This is a genomic window from Erwinia aphidicola (assembly GCF_014773485.1).
GTDB classification, from domain to species: domain Bacteria; phylum Pseudomonadota; class Gammaproteobacteria; order Enterobacterales; family Enterobacteriaceae; genus Erwinia; species Erwinia aphidicola.
Genome location: NZ_JACXBP010000003.1, coordinates 231,906 through 250,949, shown reverse-complemented (window position 1 = coordinate 250,949; position 19,044 = coordinate 231,906). Strand labels below are relative to the sequence as shown.

At 62.5% G+C, this 19,044-nt stretch carries 1 protein-coding gene; it reads left to right on the top strand.

Going from position 1 to position 19,044, the window contains the following annotated elements; translation table 11 throughout:
* Positions 1–520: 520 nt before the first annotated feature.
* Entirely contained in the window at positions 521–18,709 is an 18,189-nt protein-coding gene (locus ID864_RS08430) for an Ig-like domain-containing protein (protein WP_191149716.1), read from the top strand.
* Positions 18,710–19,044: the final 335 nt, after the last annotated feature.

Genomic DNA, 19,044 nt, shown 5'->3' with positions numbered 1-19,044 from the left:
CTCACCAGACGTTTGTCTTGGATAAAACTTGTGCTGAATGTCACGAATCAACATGAAATTTTCGCGAAACTCACCGGGCGGTATTACCTGTTTTTACTCCACTCTGACGTAATGAATTGCCCATTCCTCTCGCTGCTGATTAGGATTTTTCTTGGATTTAAATCAAATCATTACTGTCAGCTGAATAGTAATTATCTGGCATTTTTTGCCGCTCTTCTCAGCTGTAGAGTACGATTAGTAATTAAATAAATTTATCCTTCCGATAAATAAACATCAAACAACACATTCACTTTATTAATTATATCTGTTAGTGAAATTAACAAAATAACAGTCTCTATTAGCCAGTTTTGGTCCTATATTTTCGCGGGGAAACTAACCTCCGTCCGTACATCAGGTGAAAAGCGCTGCCGGTAGTTGGCACTGCTCAAAATTTTGTCCAACGCATAAAAGTGAAATTTATTTTCACTTTTATGCGTTGGACACTTAATCCCTGTTATCTGGTGTACACGAGGTTATGACCATGGCACAGCTCAATAATGGCAGCGTAGAAATCCTTTCACGCGACGACGGAACGATCCTCTCTCAGGCCACTTCGGGCTCCTCGAAAACGGTTCTCCTCAATCAGCCTAGCGTGGTGAAAATCCACGGCACGCGCGAGATGGTGGCTGAATACGAACGCCAGGGTAACGACCTGATCCTGCACATGAAAGATGGCACTACCGTGCGCTATCAGCAGTTCTTCTTTGACGATGTGGACGGCGAGCACAGCGAACTGGTGTTTGACGATGGGGTTAACCGGCCGGAGCACGTGCTGTTCCCGGTGACCAACGAACTTGATGCACAGACCGCGATGGTCCTGACCCCGCAATATGAATCCCTCGGCAGTATTGAACCGCTGCTGCTGGCTGATACGGGGGCCGGTAACGGCGTGATGACCGCTGCCGGTATCGGGGCGCTGGGATTAGTCGGCGTGGGCATCGGCGCCTTAGCGGGCGGTGGCGGCGGTGGCGGGGGCGATGACAACAACGGCGGCACAAATCCGCCTGCCACCACGCCGACGCTGACTATCGGCAACTTCGCCGGGGATAACATTCTTGACGGCAGCGAAAAGCAGACCAGTCAGCTGCTGAGTGGCACCACCACCAACGTGCAGGCCGGGCAGACGGTGACTATCACGCTTAACGGCGTGAATTACACGGCGGTGGTGCAGGCCAACGGCAGCTGGAGCGTTTCCGTGCCTGCCAGCGCGCTGCAGGCGCTGGCGAGCGGGACTGCCACTTTCTCCGCCACCGTCACCAACGCCAGCGGCCAGACGGCGACCGACACGCATAATTTCACCGTTGAGCCAACGGTGGTACCCGGCGTACCCACCCTGACCATCGGCACTTTTGCCGGGGATAACGTGCTGGACGGCGCGGAAAAGCAGACCAGCCAGCTGCTGAGCGGCACCACCACCAACGTACAGGCCGGGCAGACGGTCACCATCACCCTTAACGGCGTTTCCTACACCGCCAGCGTGCAGGCCAACGGCAGCTGGAGCGTCTCGGTTCCTGCCAGCGCGCTGCAGGCGCTGGCGAGCGGCACCGCGACCCTCTCCGCCACCGTCACCAACGCCAGCGGTCAGACGGCGACCGATACGCACAATTTCACCGTACAGCCCGATGCCACCGGCAGCATCAGCATCACTGCGCCTGTCAGCGGCGATGGCTATCTTAACGCCACGGAAGCACAAAGCGCGCTGACCATTTCCGGTACGGCCAGCGGTCTGCCAGCCGGCACGGCGATTTCCGTCACCCTCGGCGGCCATGCTTACACCACCACCACGGCAGCGAACGGCAGCTGGAGCATCAGCGTACCGTCTGCCGATCTGCAAAGCCTGCCGCAAGGCTCAAACCTGATCGTGGCGACCGCCACGCTGGCCAACGGCACCACTTTGCAGAACAGTACGGTCGTGACGGTTGACGTCCACACCACGCTGCCAAATGGCGGGATCGATCTGCCGTTTGGCGACGGGGTGCTGAGCGGCGCGGAAGCGGGCAGCAGTCAGACCATCACCGGTAACACCGGCGTGAGCGGGGCGGGCCAAACCGTCACTGTGACGTTCAACGGCAACACCTACACCGGCACGGTTAACAGTAACGGCAGCTGGAGCGTCACTCTGCCCGCCAATGCGGTCTCAACCCCGATTGAAGGGCAGCTGCCGCTGGTGGTGACCGTCACCGATCCCGCAGGCAACAAAACCACCACCACCACCCAGGTGAATGTCGATACCCAGCCTCCGGGGCTGGAGGTGAATATTCCTGATGCCCCACTCAACGCCGCCGATGTCGGCCAGGCGTTGACGCTGACCGGCATTAGCACCGGCGGCCAGACCGTCACCGTGACGCTGGATGGTCAGACCTACACCGCGACGGTGGGCGCGAACGGCAGCTGGAGCGTCAATATTCCGGCTTCCGCGCTGCAGCAGCTTGAGCAGGGGAATAATTCGCTGACGGTAACGGCCAGCGATAAATATGGCAACACGGTCAGCAGCGACCCGCTGAATCTCAACGTGGATACGCTGCCGCCTGCCGTTAGCGTTAACCCCGTCAGCGGCGATGGCTACGTCAGCGCCGCTGAACTGGCGGGTAACCTGACCATCAGCGGTCGGGCGGAAGCCAACAGCACTATTCAGGTGAAGTTTGGCGACGTGACGCTGACCACTACCACCAACGGTTCCGGCGACTGGAGCGTGGTGGTTCCGCCGGAAAGCAAAGCTACCCTCGTTGACGGCAGCTATCCGGTCACCGTGACGGCAACCGATGCGGCCGGTAACCAGGGCACGGCCTATACCGAGGTGACCTTTGCCGCCCAGCCAGCCAATCAGCCAACCATCACCTTCAACAGCTTCGCCGGGGATAATATTCTGCAGGGGGCAGAGCTGAATGTGGCGCAGGAGCTGAGCGGCACCGCCGCCCACGTGCAGGCCGGACAAACCCTGACCCTGACCTTCAACGGGGTGCAGTACACCACCACGGTGCTGGCGGGCGGGCTGTGGCACGTCTCCATCCCGGCCAGCGCCCTCAGCGGCCTGAGCGACGGCCAGACGGTAACGTACTCCGCCACCGTTGCCGATAGAGCAGGCAACGTCGCCACCAGCAGCGGTTCGGTCAGTGTGGCTCTCGATCCGGCTGCCGCCAGCCTCGCCATTGCTCCGATCAGCGAAGATAACTGGGTCAACGCGCAGGAGGCTCAGTCACCGGTTAGCGTGAACGGTACCAGCCTCAATCTGCCCGTGGGCGCGCCGCTCACCGTCACCTTTAACGGCCATACTTACAACACCACCGTGGCAGCCGATGGCAGCTGGAGCATCACCATCCCTCCGGCTGATTTCGCCGGAGTGGCTAACGGCAGTTATCCGGTGGTGGTCACCGATGCCAATAACAACTCGGTGACCAGCAGCCTCAATTTGGGCGTGCAGGTTAACTTCCCGAACAATATTGAATTTAATGCCGCCTTCGGTGGCGACAACATCCTCAACCTGGGCGAATCGACAACCCCGCAGGTGCTGAGCGGTAATACCGGGCTGGCGCTGCCGGACCAGGTGGTCACCGTGAGCCTGAACGGCGTGAACTACCCGGCGACGGTTAACCCGGCCACCGGCGAGTGGAGCGTAACGCTGCCGCCATCGGCGCTCAGCGGGCTACCGCAGGGGAGCAATACGGTCACCGTGACCGTCAGCGATGCCGCAGGCAACCAGATCGTCAGCAGCACCACTGTCAGCGTGGATACCACCCCGCCAACCCTTTCTGTCGGCACCATTGCTGGCGACGGCGTGATTAACGCCAGCGAGCAGAATCAGCCGCTGGCGCTGAGCGGCCAGGCAGAGGCGCTCAGCACTATTACCGTGGTGATCAACGGTGTGACCTACCACAGCGCGGCCGATGCCAGCGGCAGCTGGAGCGTCAATGTCGACCCGGCCACCCTGCAGGGGCTGAGCGATGGCAAATATGACATCAGCATTACCGCACGCGACAGCGGCGGCAATGAAACCACCGTGCAGGCGCCGATCGTCATCGATACCGCGCCTCCGGTTGTGACCGTCGCGCCGGTTTCCGGCGATGGCTATCTTAATGCTGCCGAGCATAACGCGGCGCTGGCGATCGTCGGCACCACCGAGCCGGGTGCGGGCGTGGTCGTGACCATCAACAATGTCGACTACACCGCTACCGTGGCTGCCGACGGCAGCTGGAGTGCGAATATACCGGCCAATGTGGTTAGCGGCCTGGCGGACGGCAGCTACACCGTGACGGTGACCGCTACCGACAGTCTCGGCAACATGGGCAGCAGCAGCCAGCCGCTGACCGTGATTGCCAGCGCTGCCTCGCTCCCGGTGATTACCGTGGGCGCGTTTGCCGGCGATAATATTGTGGATGGCGCCGAGAAAGGGCTGTCGCAGCTGATGACCGGCAGCACCAGCAACGTACAGGCCGGGCAGGTAGTGACCGTGACGCTTAACGGCAACCAGTACACCGGGCTAGTGAACGCCGACGGCAGCTGGAGCGTGCTGGTTCCGGCAGCGGCGCTGGCTAACCTCGCGAACGGCACCGACAGCTACACCGTTAGCGTCAGCGACGTTGCCGGTAACCCGACCAGCGCCAACGGTAGCTTCACCGTTGATAACACCTTCAGCGCCATCGCCATCGGGGTGATCAGCGATGACAATATGCTGAGCCACAACGAGTCGCTGTTGCCGATGGCGATTCACGGCTTCAGCCGCTTTGTTGCCGCAGGCAGCCGCGTCGCGGTGACCTTCAACGGCAAAGAGTATCTGACCACGACCAATAGCGACGGTAGCTGGACGGTGAATGTGCCGTCTGCCGACCTGGTGGCGCTGCCCAACGGCAACCTGACCGTGACCGCCACTGCCACGGATATCAATGGCAACACCGTCACGGCTCAGCACTCGCTGGACAGTTCCGTGACCTCTGAGCTCGACCTCAGCATCAATCCGCCGTTTGGCGATGCCTTGCTCAACGCGGCGGAGGCCGGCAGCGAGCAGACCCTGAGCGGCAGCACCGGGGTGGAGGGGGCAGGCCAGACCGTCAGCGTGGTGATTGCGGGGATTACCTACACCGGGACGGTGGACGCGCAGGGCAACTGGAGTGTTTCTCTGCCTTCCGCCGTGCTGCAGTCTCTGCCGCAGGGGGCCAACTCCCTGAGCGTCACGGTGGCTGACAGCGCGGGCAACACCAGCACGGCGACCGGCAACTTCACTGTCGACACCGTGGCGCCGCAGGTCAGCGTGGAAGCCCTGACCGGGGATAACCGCATCAACGCCGCAGAGAGCGGCGAGCTGCAAACCCTCAGCGGCTCCGGTGAGGTCGGCGACCGCATCACCGTCACGCTGAATGGCGAAACCTACACTACCACGGTTGGCGGCACCGGCAGCTGGAGCATCGATCTGCCGGCAAACGCACTGACGGCCCTGACCAATGGCAGCTACCCACTGCAGGTCACCAGCACCGATACGGCGGGCAACAGCACCACCGTCACGCGCACCATCGAAGTGGACCTGACGGCCCCAGCGGTCAGCGTTAATCCGGTCTCTGACGGCGTTATTAACGCCGCGGAATCCGGCCAGCCGCTGGTCGTCACCGGCAGCGGGGAAGCGGGTAACGTCATTAGCGTTGAGCTGAACGGTACCGCCTTCAGCGCGGTGGTCGGCACCAACGGCCAGTGGACGCTGACCATTCCGGGAACTTACGTGGCGGGCGTAGCCGATGGCAGCTATACCCTCAACGTCACCGCAACCGATCCGGCGGGCAACACCAGCAGCACCAGCACGCCGCTGGCTATTGATACCGGGGTTCCGGCGATCTTTGTCTCTAATGTCACCGCCAATAATATCGTTGATGGCGCAGAGCAGCAGGTGGCGCAGATTATCAGCGGCACCGTGACCAATGCCGAAGCCGGGAATACGGTTATCGTTACCCTGAACGGCGAAAGCTACACCACCATGGTACAGGCGGGCAGTCCGGGCAGCTGGCAGGTGGAGCTGCCGGCATCGGCGCTGAGCGGGCTGGCGAATGGCTCTTACACCCTGACGGTCAGCATTACTGACCAGGCAGGCAACACCGGCAGCAGCAGCAAAACCTTCACCGTGGATAACACCCAGCCGGCGATTGCCTTCGACCCGCTGAGCGACGACGGCTATCTCAACCAGCAGGAAGCCGAAAACGGGCTGGCTGTGAGCGGTAGCACCCTCAATATCGCGGAAGGCAGCACCGTCACCTTCACCTTCAATGGCAAAACCTACAGCGCACAGGTGCAGGCGGACGGTTCGTGGAGCACCACCATTCCGGCGGGCGATCTCACCGTACTGGCCGACGGTCCGTTTACCGCCACCGCCAGCGTGGTGGCGCCAAATGGCACTGAGGTGACCAGCAGCAGTACCCTCAATGTGCATATCAACACTCTGCCGCAGCCAACGCTGGAAGCGCCGTTTGGCGACAGCGTGCTGACCAATGCTGAAGCAACCGCTGCCGCGGGCCAGACGCTGAGCGGCACCACTGGCGAAACCGGCAACGGCCAGACGGTGGTGGTCAACATCGGCGGCACGGACTTTAACGCGACCGTTAACAGCTCCGGCGTGTGGACGCTGGCGCTGACGCCGGAACAGCTGCAGGCGCTGCCCACCGGGCAACAGAACATTACCGTCACCGCGACGGACGTGGCCGGAAACAGCACCACCACCACGCCGGTTCCGGTGAATATTGCCACGGAGCTGCCGCCAGTGACGGTTGGCCCGGTGGCGGAAGATGGCATTATCAACGCGGCGGAACATGCGCTGCCGCTCGACATTAGCGGTACCACCACGGCGGGCAATAGCGTGGTGGTCAGCCTGAATGGCAAAACCTATGAGGCGGTGGTCGACGGTGACGGCAACTGGAGCGCCACCATCCCGGCCAACGACGTGCTGGCGCTGCAAAACGGCGGCTATCCGCTGACGGTCACGGTTTCTGACCCATCGGGCAACCAGACGGTTAACAGTGAAGTCGTACAGGTGCAGCTTACCGCGCCTACTTATACCCTCGATCCGATTGCCGGAGACGGCATCATCGATCGCGCTGAAGCCGCGCAGCCGCTGGATATCACCGGGACCGGCACCAACGGTGATACCGTCAGCGTCACCATTGGTGGCCAGACGCTGACCACCACGGTGGTGAACGGCGCATGGTCGGTGACCGTTCCGGCAGAGACCCTCGGGGCACTGCCGCAGGGCGACAACACGGTAACCGTAGTGGTGACCGCGCCGAACGGTAACAGCGCCAGCCAAAATGCGACGGTCGATGTGGATACCAGTATCAGCAATCAAGTGTTGGTGAATCCGGTTGCGGGCGACGATCTGATCAATGCGGCAGAAGCGACCGCCGGGTTTAACGTTACCGGCAGCGTGCCGGACGGCAGTACCTCGGTGGTAGTGAACTTCAATGGCACTAACTACCCTGCCACCGTCGGGCCTGATGGCCTGTGGAGCGCCACCATTCCGGCCGGCGCGCTGAACGGCGTGACCGATGGCAGCTACACGCTGACCGTGACGGCCACTACAACGGCGGGAGATGTCGCGACCGTGACTCGCCCTGTCGGGCTGGACACCACGCCGCCGGACTTTACCGTGGCGCCAATTTCTACCGATGGCTATCTCAATGCCGCCGAGCAGGGGCAGCCGCTGACCATCAGCGGTACCGGCGACAGCAATGACAGCGTGCGCGTGACGCTGAACGGCAAAGTCTACACCGCTACCGTTGACGGTGACGGCAACTGGTCGGTCAGCGTTCCGCCAGCCGATCTCGCTGCACTGAACAACGGCGACTACACCGTCAGCGTGGCGGTGAAAGATGGCGCGGGCAATATCAGCACGCAGACCCCGGCGCTGACGGTGGACGTCGCTGCACCAGCGCTGACGCTCAATCCGCCAGCCGGGGATAACATCCTCAACGCCGCCGAGCAGCAGGAGGGCATTACGCTGAGCGGCAGCGGCGAGCGCGGGGCCAGCATTTCCGTCACGCTAAACAATGAAACTTACACCACCACCGTCGGGCCAAACGGCCAGTGGTCGCTGCCGCTCAGCGCTGACGATCTGGCTGCGCTGACCAACGGTAACTATCCGCTCAGCGTGACCGCTACCGATGCCGCAGGTAACGTCACTACGCAGACCACCACGCTGGCGGTCAGTGTGGACGCGGCAACGCTGCCGACCCTGACGGTGAACACCTTTGCCGGTAATAACATCGTTGACGGCGCGGAACAGCACGTCAGTCAGGTGCTGAGCGGCACCACCACTAACGTGCAGGAAGGGCAGCTGGTTAGCGTCACGCTGGGCGGTGTGACTTACACTGGCGTAGTGCAGGCCAGTGGGGCATGGAGCATGACCATTCCGGCCTCCGCGCTGGAGGCGCTGAGTAACGGCCAACAGAGCTACAGCGTGGTGGTCAGCGATGCGGCAGGCAATCCGGCCACGGTCAGCGGCAGCTTCGAGATCAATAATCAGCTCTCCGGCCTGGCGATTAACCCGGTCAGCGTGGATGGTTACCTGAATGCGGAGGAAGCGGCGCAGCCGCTGACCATCAGCGGCACCTCGGCGAATTACACGGCGGGAACCCAGCTGACCGTGGCGATTGGCGGGGCGTCTTACCTGGCAACCGTACAGGCAGACGGCAGCTGGAGCGTGACGCTGCCGCAAAACGTGGTGGCGGATTTCACCGACGGCACGCTGCCGATTGTGGTCAGCGGTCCGGATGCGGCGGGCGTAACCCAGACCAGCAGCAGCAGCCTGGTGGTGATTGTTGATACCCTGCCGGTGGTCGCCGTTAACCCACCGTTTGGCGACGGCGCGCTCAACGCGCAGGAGGCAACGGCGACACAAAATATTACCGGCAGCACCGGCGTGACGGGCGATGGTCAGACCGTCACCCTGACGCTGAACGGCACCACCTATACCGGTATCGTAGCGGCTGACGGCAGCTGGAGCGTGGCGGTACCTGCCACCGCGCTGGCGGGCCTGGCCCAGGGGGATAACAGCTTCAGCGTGGTGGTCAGCGATGCCGCAGGTAACAGCGCCAATACCACCCAGCCGTTTACGGTCGACACCGTGGCACCAACGGTAACGGTAGCCCCCGTGGCGGGCGATGGCATCCTGAATGCTGCCGAACAGGGCGCGGATCTGGCCGTCAGCGGTCGGGGCGAAGCCGGGGACACGATTGTCGTCACGCTGAACGGCGTCACCTACCAGGGCGTGCAGGTCAACGGCAACGGCGACTGGACGGTATCTGTTCCGAGCGCCGATTTGCAGGCGCTGGCTGACGGCAGCTACACGCTGAGCGTTATGGCGACCGATGCAGCAGGCAACAGCAACACCACCAGCAGCCCGCTGGAGGTCAAGGCGGCGGCCGCCGATCTGCCGACCATCAGCATCAATACCTTTGCCGGCAACGATATCCTGGACGGGGCGGAGCAGCAGAGCAGCCAGCTGCTCTCCGGGACCACCAGTAATGTGGAAGCCGGGCAGACGGTCAGCATCACCCTTGGTACGGAAGTATACAGCGCGCTGGTGCAGGCGGACGGCAGCTGGAGCGTCTCTATTCCTGCCTCCACGCTGCAAGGGCTGGAGAACGGCACTACCACCATCGCGGCGGCGGTCAGCGATGCGGCCGGAAACCCGGTCAGTGCCAGCCATGATGTCACGGTAAACAGCCTGGCATCCGGCATCAGTATCGACCCGATCTCCAACGACGGCTATCTCAATGCCAGCGAAGCGCAGGAGCCGCTGATCGTGACCGGGCACACCGCCAACGTTGACGCGGGCAGCCAGCTGACGCTGACCATCAACGGCCAGACTTTCCAGGCGACGGTCGGCAACGGCGGCGCATGGAGCGTGGTGGTTCCGGCTGCCGCGCTGGCAGGGCTGCCTGATGGCCCGGCAACCGTCGGCGTCAGCGTAACCGACGCCACCGGTAACCTCGTCAACAGCAGTGCGAGCCTGAATGTGGTGGTCAACACGCTTCCTGCCGTCACTGTCGACGTGCCGTTTAACGACGGCGCGCTCAACGCGAGTGAGGCCGCGCTGACCCAGACGCTGAACGGCACCACCGGCGTCAGCGGTAACGGCCAGACGGTGAGCGTCACCATTGACGGCACCCAGTACAGCGGCACCGTCGACGGTAACGGCAACTGGAGCATCAGCCTGCCTTCTGCGGTACTGCAATCCTTCGAACAGGGCAGCAATACTCTGCAGGTGACGGCAACCGATGCGGCGGGCAACGCCAGTACGCAGCCGGTCAGCTTTAACGTTGATACCGTGGCTCCGGCCATTACGCTGAACCCGATTGCCGGCGACGGTATTATTAACGCCAGCGAAGCGGGCCAGCCGCTGACCATTAGCGGCAGCACCGATAACGGCAGCGGTCCGGCCCTGGAAGGGCAGACGGTCACCGTTAACTTCAACGGCCAGACCTGGACTACCACCGTGGGTGCCGACGGCAGCTGGACGCTGGATATTCCGGCGGCGGCATTGACGGGCGTCACCGACGGCAACTACACGCTGACCGCCACGGTCACCGACCAGGCGGGCAACCCGGGCAGCAACAGCGCGGATGTCACCCTGGCGACCGCAGCGCTGCAGCCGACCATCAACACCCCGTTTGGCGATGGCTACCTCAACCAGGATGAAGCAGGCGCAGGTCAGACGCTGAGCGGGACCACCGGCACTGTCGGTGCAGGCCAGCAGGTCAGCGTGAACATCGGCGGCACGGACTATCCGGCCACGGTGGATAACAACGGCAACTGGACGCTGAATATCCCGGCGGCCACGCTGCAGGGGCTGAACGAAGGCAATCTGCCGATTACGGTGACGGTGACCGATGCCGCGGGTAACAGCGGCACTGTCAGCAGTGCCGCCATCGTGGACCTGACGCCGCCGGATCTGGTGCTGAATAACGTGGCGGGTGATAACGTCATCAACCCGACCGAGATCCAGCAGACGATTACCGTTTCCGGCAGCACTTCGCCGGATGAGGTGGGCCAGCAGGTCAGCATCATCTTTAACGGCATCCAGCCTGCTTACATTGCTATCGTGCAGAGTGACGGCAGCTGGAGCTTCGATCTGCCGGGCAGCGTGACCAAAACGCTCGCCAACGGCGATTACACCGTGACCGCCACGCTGACCGACAGCGCGGGCAACCAGACGGTACAAACTGAAACCGTCACCGTGCGCGCTACCGCTGCTGACCTGCCGTTAATCACCATTGCTCCGGTCTCCGGCGATGACTACATCAACAGCACCGAGCATAATCAGCCGCTGCTGCTGAGTGGCACCACCAGTGACGGCGTGCCGGACGGTCAAACGGTCACCATCACGCTCGGCGGCCAGACTTATACCACTACGGTAACAGGTGGGGAATGGCGCTTCAGCGTACCGGCTGCGGATGTACAGCAGCTGGCGGATGGTGCTCAGCAGGTGAGCGTTTCCGTCACCGACCGCGATGGCAATATTGCCAACGACAGTCAGGACTTCACCGTGGTGGCGCAGCCTGGCAACCTGCCAACCATTACCATCGATCCCGTGACCAGCGACGATATGGTCGACTACCAGGAGTCGCGCAGTGACCTGACGATCACCGGGAGCAGCCAGCATATTCCGGCGGGGCAGACGATTACCGTCACTCTGAACAATAAAAACTACACCGCGACGGTGGATGCCGACGGCAACTGGCAGGCCACCGTGCCCGCTGCGGATGTGCAGGCGCTGCCGCAAGATGGCAACACCGTCACCGCGACCGGCAATGATGTGGCGCAGAACGTGGCGACGGACAGCCAGGAGTTCACCGTTCACACCGTGCCGCCGCTGCTGACGGTGGATGTCGGCGTGGGTGCGGATAATATTCTCAGCCTGGCCGAAGCGCTGGCGGGCCTGCTGATTGAAGGCACCACCCTGCCAAACCTTAATCTGACCATCACGGTGGGGGCCAAAGTTTACAACGTGCTGGCCGATGCAGACGGTAACTGGAGCACCACTATTCCAGCCGCCGATCTGCTGGCGCTGGTGGACGGCAACGTCACGGTAGGCGTGTCCGTTACCGATACCAACGGCAATACCACCACCAGCAACGTCGGGATTGTGGTGGATGTTCACGATACGCCAACGCTGACGCTGGATCTGCCATTTGGTGACGGTCTGGTGAGCGGCGTGGAGGCGGCGCTGGCGCAGACGCTGACCGGTACGGTGAGCAATCTTGAGGTCGGCACGGCGCTGGTGGTGACGGTCGGTAACCTGACCTTTGCCGGTACGGTGGGCGCTGACGGTACCTGGTCGGCGAATATTCCGGCGGGCGCGCTGGTCGGGCTGGGTAACGGGGCGGTGCAGGTCACTGTCAGTACCGAAGCCGGGCTGGTGAATCCGGCCAGCGCTACCGCCAGTGCGGAACTGGTGCTGACCACTACGCTGAACCCAACCATCAATCTGCCGTTTGTTGACGGCTTGCTGAATGTCGCTGAGGCGGGCGTCGCACAGACCCTGACGGGCACCACCGGCCTGATCGGGGCCGGGCAGACCATCAGCGTCACCATTGGCGGCACCGCGCTGACCGCGACGGTCAATGATAATGGCGTATGGAGCGCCACGGTGTCACCGGCGCAGCTGCTGGCGCTGGGCAATGGCAATCATGAAATCGTGGTGACGGCGGGGGATGCAGCGGGCAATAGCGACAGCGCCACGCTGAACTTCGACGCCATCGTTACCGCACTGCCAACCGTGTCCGTTGGCGGCCTGCCGCTGTTCGGCGACGGCGTGCTGAACGCGGCGGAAGCGGCGCTCGGCGGCACCCTGAGCGGGGCGATCACCCATGCCGGTGGTCTGGCGGGGCTGACGGTGACGGTCAACGTCAATGGCGCACTGCTGCCTGCCACCATCAGTGCCGACGGCACCAGCTGGTCGCTGCCGCTGTCGGCTGAGGTGCTGCAGGCGCTGCCGGACGGTAACTGGCCGATCTCGGTGACCATCACCGATGCGGTTGGCAACAGCAGCTCTGCCAACACTTCGCTGGTGGTGGCGGTGCATGATATTCCGGCCGTGACGCTGGTTACGCCGTTTGTCGATGGCCTGCTGAGCATTGCCGAGGCGGGCGTCGCCCAGCTACTCAGTGGCTCTACCGGCGTGACCGGGGCGGGGCAGAGCGTGCTGGTCAGTATTAACGGCGGTACGGCGATTGCCGCCACGGTAAACGCCAACGGCGACTGGTCGCTGAACCTGACGCCCGATCAGCTTGCCGGGTTTGGCAACGGGACGAAAACCGTGGTGGTGACCGCTACCGACAGCTACGGCAACGAATCGGTGCTCAACGGCAGCTACACCGCCGTGCTGACCGCCCCGGTGCCGACCATCACCAATCCGTTTGCTAACGACGCGCTGGGCATTACTCAGGCCAACGGTGCGATCACCATCACCGGGAATACCGGCGTGACCGGCGCCAATCAGGGCGTGGTGCTGAAGGTCGACGTCAATGGCATCAGCTATACCGGCACGGTGAACAGCGACGGCAGCTGGTCGGTGGCGCTGCCTGCCGGGGCGCTGAGCGGCCTGGCGAACGGCGAACACAATCTCAGCGTGACGGTAACCGATGCGGCAGGCAACAGCGCCAGCCAGACGCTGGGCTTCTACGCTTACCTGACGCTGCCGCTGCCGACGGTTGGCGTGGCGTTTGGTGACGGCTACCTTAACCTGAACGAGCTGACCAACGGCGGGACGCTGACCGGGACCACCGGTGCAGTGGGGGCAGGCCAGACGGTCTCCGTCACCCTCAACGGCCAGACCCATGCAGCTACGGTGGGGACCAACGGCAACTGGACCCTCGCGTTGACCAACGCCGAACTGAGCGGGATTGGCCAGGGGTCGCAGAATCTGTCGGTGACCGTGACAGACCCTGCGGGCAACAGCAACACCATCAGCGAAGGCTTTATCGTTGACACCGTGGCGCCAGCGATCTCCGGCCTGACCTTTGCCGGGGATAACACCCTGAGCTATCTGGAAAGCCTGACCACTCAGACGCTGACCGGGACCACCAACGCTGCCGACGTCGGCTCCACCGTAACGTTGACCATCGGCAGCCAGACCCTAACCGGCACGGTGCAGGCCAACGGCAGCTGGAGCGTCAATGTCTCGGTCGCCGCGCTCGCCGAGCTGGCAACCAACCTGGGCGCTTACAGCGTGTCGATTACCGACGCGGCGGGTAACACCGCCACCGCCAATGGTTCGGTGATTCTTGACCTGACCGTGCCGCTGACGCCGTCAATCACGCTGAACCCGGTAACCGGCGACAATATTATTAACACAGCGGATGGGGCAACCACGACCCTGAGCGGTGCGTTGCAAAATGCCACCCCGGGTGTCGGAGGCACCATCACCATTACGGTGAATGGCACCTTAGTCAGCACGGTGACGGTTAATGCAATCCGTGCGGATAACAACTGGACCTCTGCTGCACTCTCCACTGCGGAATTCCCGCAGGGGACAGATACGGTGGTTGTCACCTATACCCCAACCGTTGGCTCTCCGGTAACCACCACCACCACGGTGCTGGTCGATACGGTGGTGCCAACCCTGACTATCGGTGACTTTGCCGGTGCGGATAATGTACTGAATGCCAGCGAAGCCGCGGTTTCGCAGGCCATCAGCGGCACCGCATCGCTCACTGAAGTGGGGCGTACGGTGACCGTCACGCTGGGCGGAAAAACCTACACCACCGTGGTGCAGGCGGGCGGTACCTGGTCACTCAACGTGCCGTCGGCGGATCTGCAGGCGCTGGGGCAGAATGCGCAAACCATTAATGCCTCTATTAGCGATGCAGCGGGCAACGTCGGGACGGCAACGCATGGCATCGTGGTGGCTACCACACCGCCGCTGATCGCGCTTAACGTGCTGGCGCAGGACAACATCATCAATGGGGTGGAAGCAACGCTACAGCAGCTGCTGACCGGGACAGCGACCGGCGCGGATGGGCAAACCGTTGGCGTTTATCTGGGCAACACGCTGCTGGCCTCGGCCGTGGTGACTGACGGGGTGTTCAGCATCCCGCTGGCCGCTGCCGAGATTGCCCTGTTAGCCAGCGGCACCAACGTGCTGTCGGTCCGAGTCAATGATGTCAACGGCAACCAGGGCAGCGCCGCGCTGACCGTCAGCAAAGTGCTGAACACCCTGGCGCTGGCGGTTGACCCGCTGTTTGATAATGGCTTCCTGAGCAAAGCCGATCTGCTGGTCGATCACGTGATTACCGGTACCGGCACCATTGGCGCAACGGTTTCCCTGTCTCTGGGGGGACAAAACCTGACCGCCACCGTGGGCCAGGATGGTAAATGGTCGCTGGCCATCCCATCCTCCGCGCTGAGCGGCGTGACCGATGGCAATCTGGCGCTCAATGTAGTGGTGAGCGACGCGGCAGGTAACAGCAAAACCCTGGCGGAAAACGTCACGGCGATTATCAACAACGTACCGGTAGTTCCGGCGCTTACCGGCCTGTTTGGCGGGGATAATCTGCTGAACCACGCTGAGGCGCTGCTGGGCCAGACCATTGGCGGTACGCTGAATGCGGTGGCCGGTTCAACCGTTACCGTCACCCTCGGCACTAAAACCTATACCACCACGGTGCAGGCGGGCGGGGCGTGGAGCGTGAATATTGGCGCCACGGATCTGCTTAGCCTGGCCACCGGGAACGCCACGCTGGGCGTCAAAGTGGTCGACCCGGCGGGCAACACCGCCAGCAACAGCGTCACCGTGGGCCTGCTGACCGCAGAACCGAGCATTACCCTTAACACCATCTTCGGTGACGGGGCGCTCAACCTTAACGATGTCACTAACTTCGCCAGCCAGCTGATTAGCGGTACGGTGAAAAACGTGGCGGCGGGCACTATCGTCAATCTCAACGTGGGGAATATTGTCTCTGCCACCGCCACGGTGAATGCCGATGGCACCTTCAGCACCAACCTGACGCAGGCGCAGCTGCAGCTGCTGACCGGTAACCCGAACCTGACGGTGACCGCTTCGCTACAGGATGCGGCGGGCAATACCGCCAGCGCCTCGGGCGGGCTGGCAGTTAACCTCACCGCGCCGTCGCTGGTGCTCAACCAGCTGCAGCTGTTCGGTGATGGCGTGCTGAACGCGGCGGATGCGCTGCTGACCCAGACCATCAGCGGCACCACCACTGCCGGAGCGCGCGTGGTGGTAAGCGTAAACAGTACGCAGCTGGTAGCGACCGCAGACAGCGACGGGAAATTCAGCATTGCGCTGACCCCGGCGCTGCTGGCAACGCTGACCGACGGCAACCTCAATGTTGGCGTCAGCGTTACCGACGCGGCGGGCAACACCACCAGCAACTCGCTGAGTGCGATTGTTGGCATCAACAACCTGCCTTCGGTCACGCTGAATCCGCTGTTTGGCGATGGCGTGCTGAGCGTGGCGGAAGCGCTGCTCGGCCAGACGCTGAGCGGGCATGTGAATAACGTGGCGGCGGGAACCAGCGTCCGAATCAATGTGGGTACCACCACGCTGACCGCCACCACCGATGCCAACGGTAACTTCACCGCCGCGCTGGCGCCTTCGCTGCTGACCACGTTGCTGACCGGCAATCTTACCGTGGGCGTGGCGGTGACCGATGCCTATGGTAACAACGCCAGTGCCAGCGTGGGCGTCATCATCGGCGTGCAGAGCGCCCCCACTATCGCGGTCAACACTATTTTCGGTGACGGCGTGCTGAGCGCGGGCGATCTCGCCAACGCCCAGCTGATCAGCGGGACCTCCACTAACGCGGTGGCGGGTTCAACGGTCACGGTGGTGCTCGGAACGCATACCTATACCACCACGGTGGGCAGCGGCGGTGGCTGGAGCCTGAGCGTGCCGAAAGCGGACCTCGCGACGCTGGCGAACGGTACGCAGACGGCGCAGGTCACGCTTAGCGACCCGTATGGCAACAGCGCGACCACCAGCGGTACGGTCAGCGTGATCGCCCAGAATGCCCCGACTATCACTATCGGCACGCTGTTTGGCGACGGCGGCCTGAATGCGGTCGAGGCGCTGTCGGCACAGACTATCTCCGGTACCGCCACCAATGCGGAAGGTTCAACCATTGCGGTGAAGGTCGGTGCACTGACCCTTAACGCCATTGTTGCCGCCAACGGCAGCTGGAGTGTCTCAGTCCCCTCTGCCAGCCTGCTGGCGCTGGCGGACGGTACGCAGACCATTACCGCCAGTCTGGTCAACGGCGCGGGCAACACGGCAAACGGCTCGGCATCGGTGATTGTCGGTACGCACGTCACGCCAACGGTCACGCTGACCAACGCCTCGGTTTTTACCGACCACTACCTCAACCTGGCGGAAGCGGGGGCGGCGCAGACCCTGAGCGGCACGGCAACCAACGCGGTGGGCGGAACCGTGGCGGTCAACATTGCCGGTACGGTCTACAACACCACGGTGGGCAGCAACGGCAGCTGGAGCGTCAGCGTGCCGAGCTCGGGCCTCAGCGCGATTGCCGATGGCAGCCACACTGTCGCGGTAACCGTGACGGACCGGGCGGGCAACAGCGCCAGCACCAGCACCAGCTTCACGGCGGTGACCCACAGCCTGCCGGCAGTTGGGGTCGATGCGGTTACCAGCCTGGTGAATGTGCTGTTAACCGGTCTGACCATCTCCGGCGGCACGCTGCGCCTGGCAACGGGCACCACGGTCAGCATCACGCTGTCGCAGAATGGCCAGTCGCAAACGCAAACGGCAGTGATTGACGCCAATGGGCGCTACAGCGCCAAGTTCACCGGGGGGCTACTCACCACGCTGAACCTGGGTGCGCTGGTGACGGTCGCGGCGGTGGATGCGGCGGGCAACCCGGCGACGACCTCTACCACGCTGCTGCTCGGCTCGCTGTTGCCGGTCAGCTCAACGGTGGCAGCGGCATCGCTGATGGCGGTCGCGGCTGATGACTCGCTGGCGGTGGCCTCAACCGATACCTCCAGCACCAGCAGCAAAACCAGCACCACCACGGAGGAGAGCAGCAGCACGGCGCATGCCGTCGCGGCAGTTCACTCGACGCTGGTGACCGACAGCGACACCAGCAGCACCGATGCCGCCACAACCAGCACCAGCGCAACGACCAGCACCGCGGCAGCGGCGACCACCCCCGTCGAGGCTGACAGCGATGCTTACACCATCGGCGGCGTCACCATTACGCTGGCGGACGGGCAGGTGCTGCATGGCGACTCGGTGACGGGCAGCAGCGGTAACGACACCATCTCGGTTGGCTCAATGGACTTTAGCCATATCGACGGTGGCGCAGGGACCGACACCCTGGTGCTGAACGGCGAGCATCTCACGCTGGATCTCACCTCGCTCGGGCTGAAGGTGGAGCATATCGAGATCATCGACCTCGGCTCGGCGGGCAATAACAGCATCAAGCTGGACCTTAACGAGGCGCTGAACATCACCGACAAGCAGACGGATGATTTGTTGATTAAAGGGACGCTGGGTGACCAGGTGACGCTGGCCAACGGTGATGGCGGCATCTGGGCTACCACCGGGCAGCGCACGGTCGGCGGGCAAACCTATGACGTCTACCACAACTCGGCGCTGTCGTCAGAGAACACCCTGGGCGACGTGTTGATCCAGCACAATCTGCAGGTCCATGTCATATAACAAAAAAATAACCCCTGCGCGGTTCGCATTCCCGTGCAGGGGGTCTAAAGTTAAGAGGAAGTGATGGGTTGGTAAAAATAATGACCAGCAGCGGCTTCGGCCGCTGTTGGTCGTTGTGGCGCCAGTCAACCCAGTATAGAAACTGGCACTCAACGACGCCGGTATTGATAACGTCATGAAAATTATTTGCATTTTTTTGGCGCTGAGCCAATTTATTCTTGTTACGGATTACATGGTAATCCTTAAGCACACCGGGTAAAGCCTGGCATCATGGTTGTGATGCTGGCCAACGTGATACGTGGGAAGAAACAGCACAGCTTGTGTTTTTCCGCGGG

Excerpts from the sequence above, each read along its gene's own strand:
- ID864_RS08430 (WP_191149716.1), top strand. The coding sequence starts at position 521 with ATGGCACAGCTCAATAATGGCAGCGTAGAAATCCTTTCACGCGACGAC.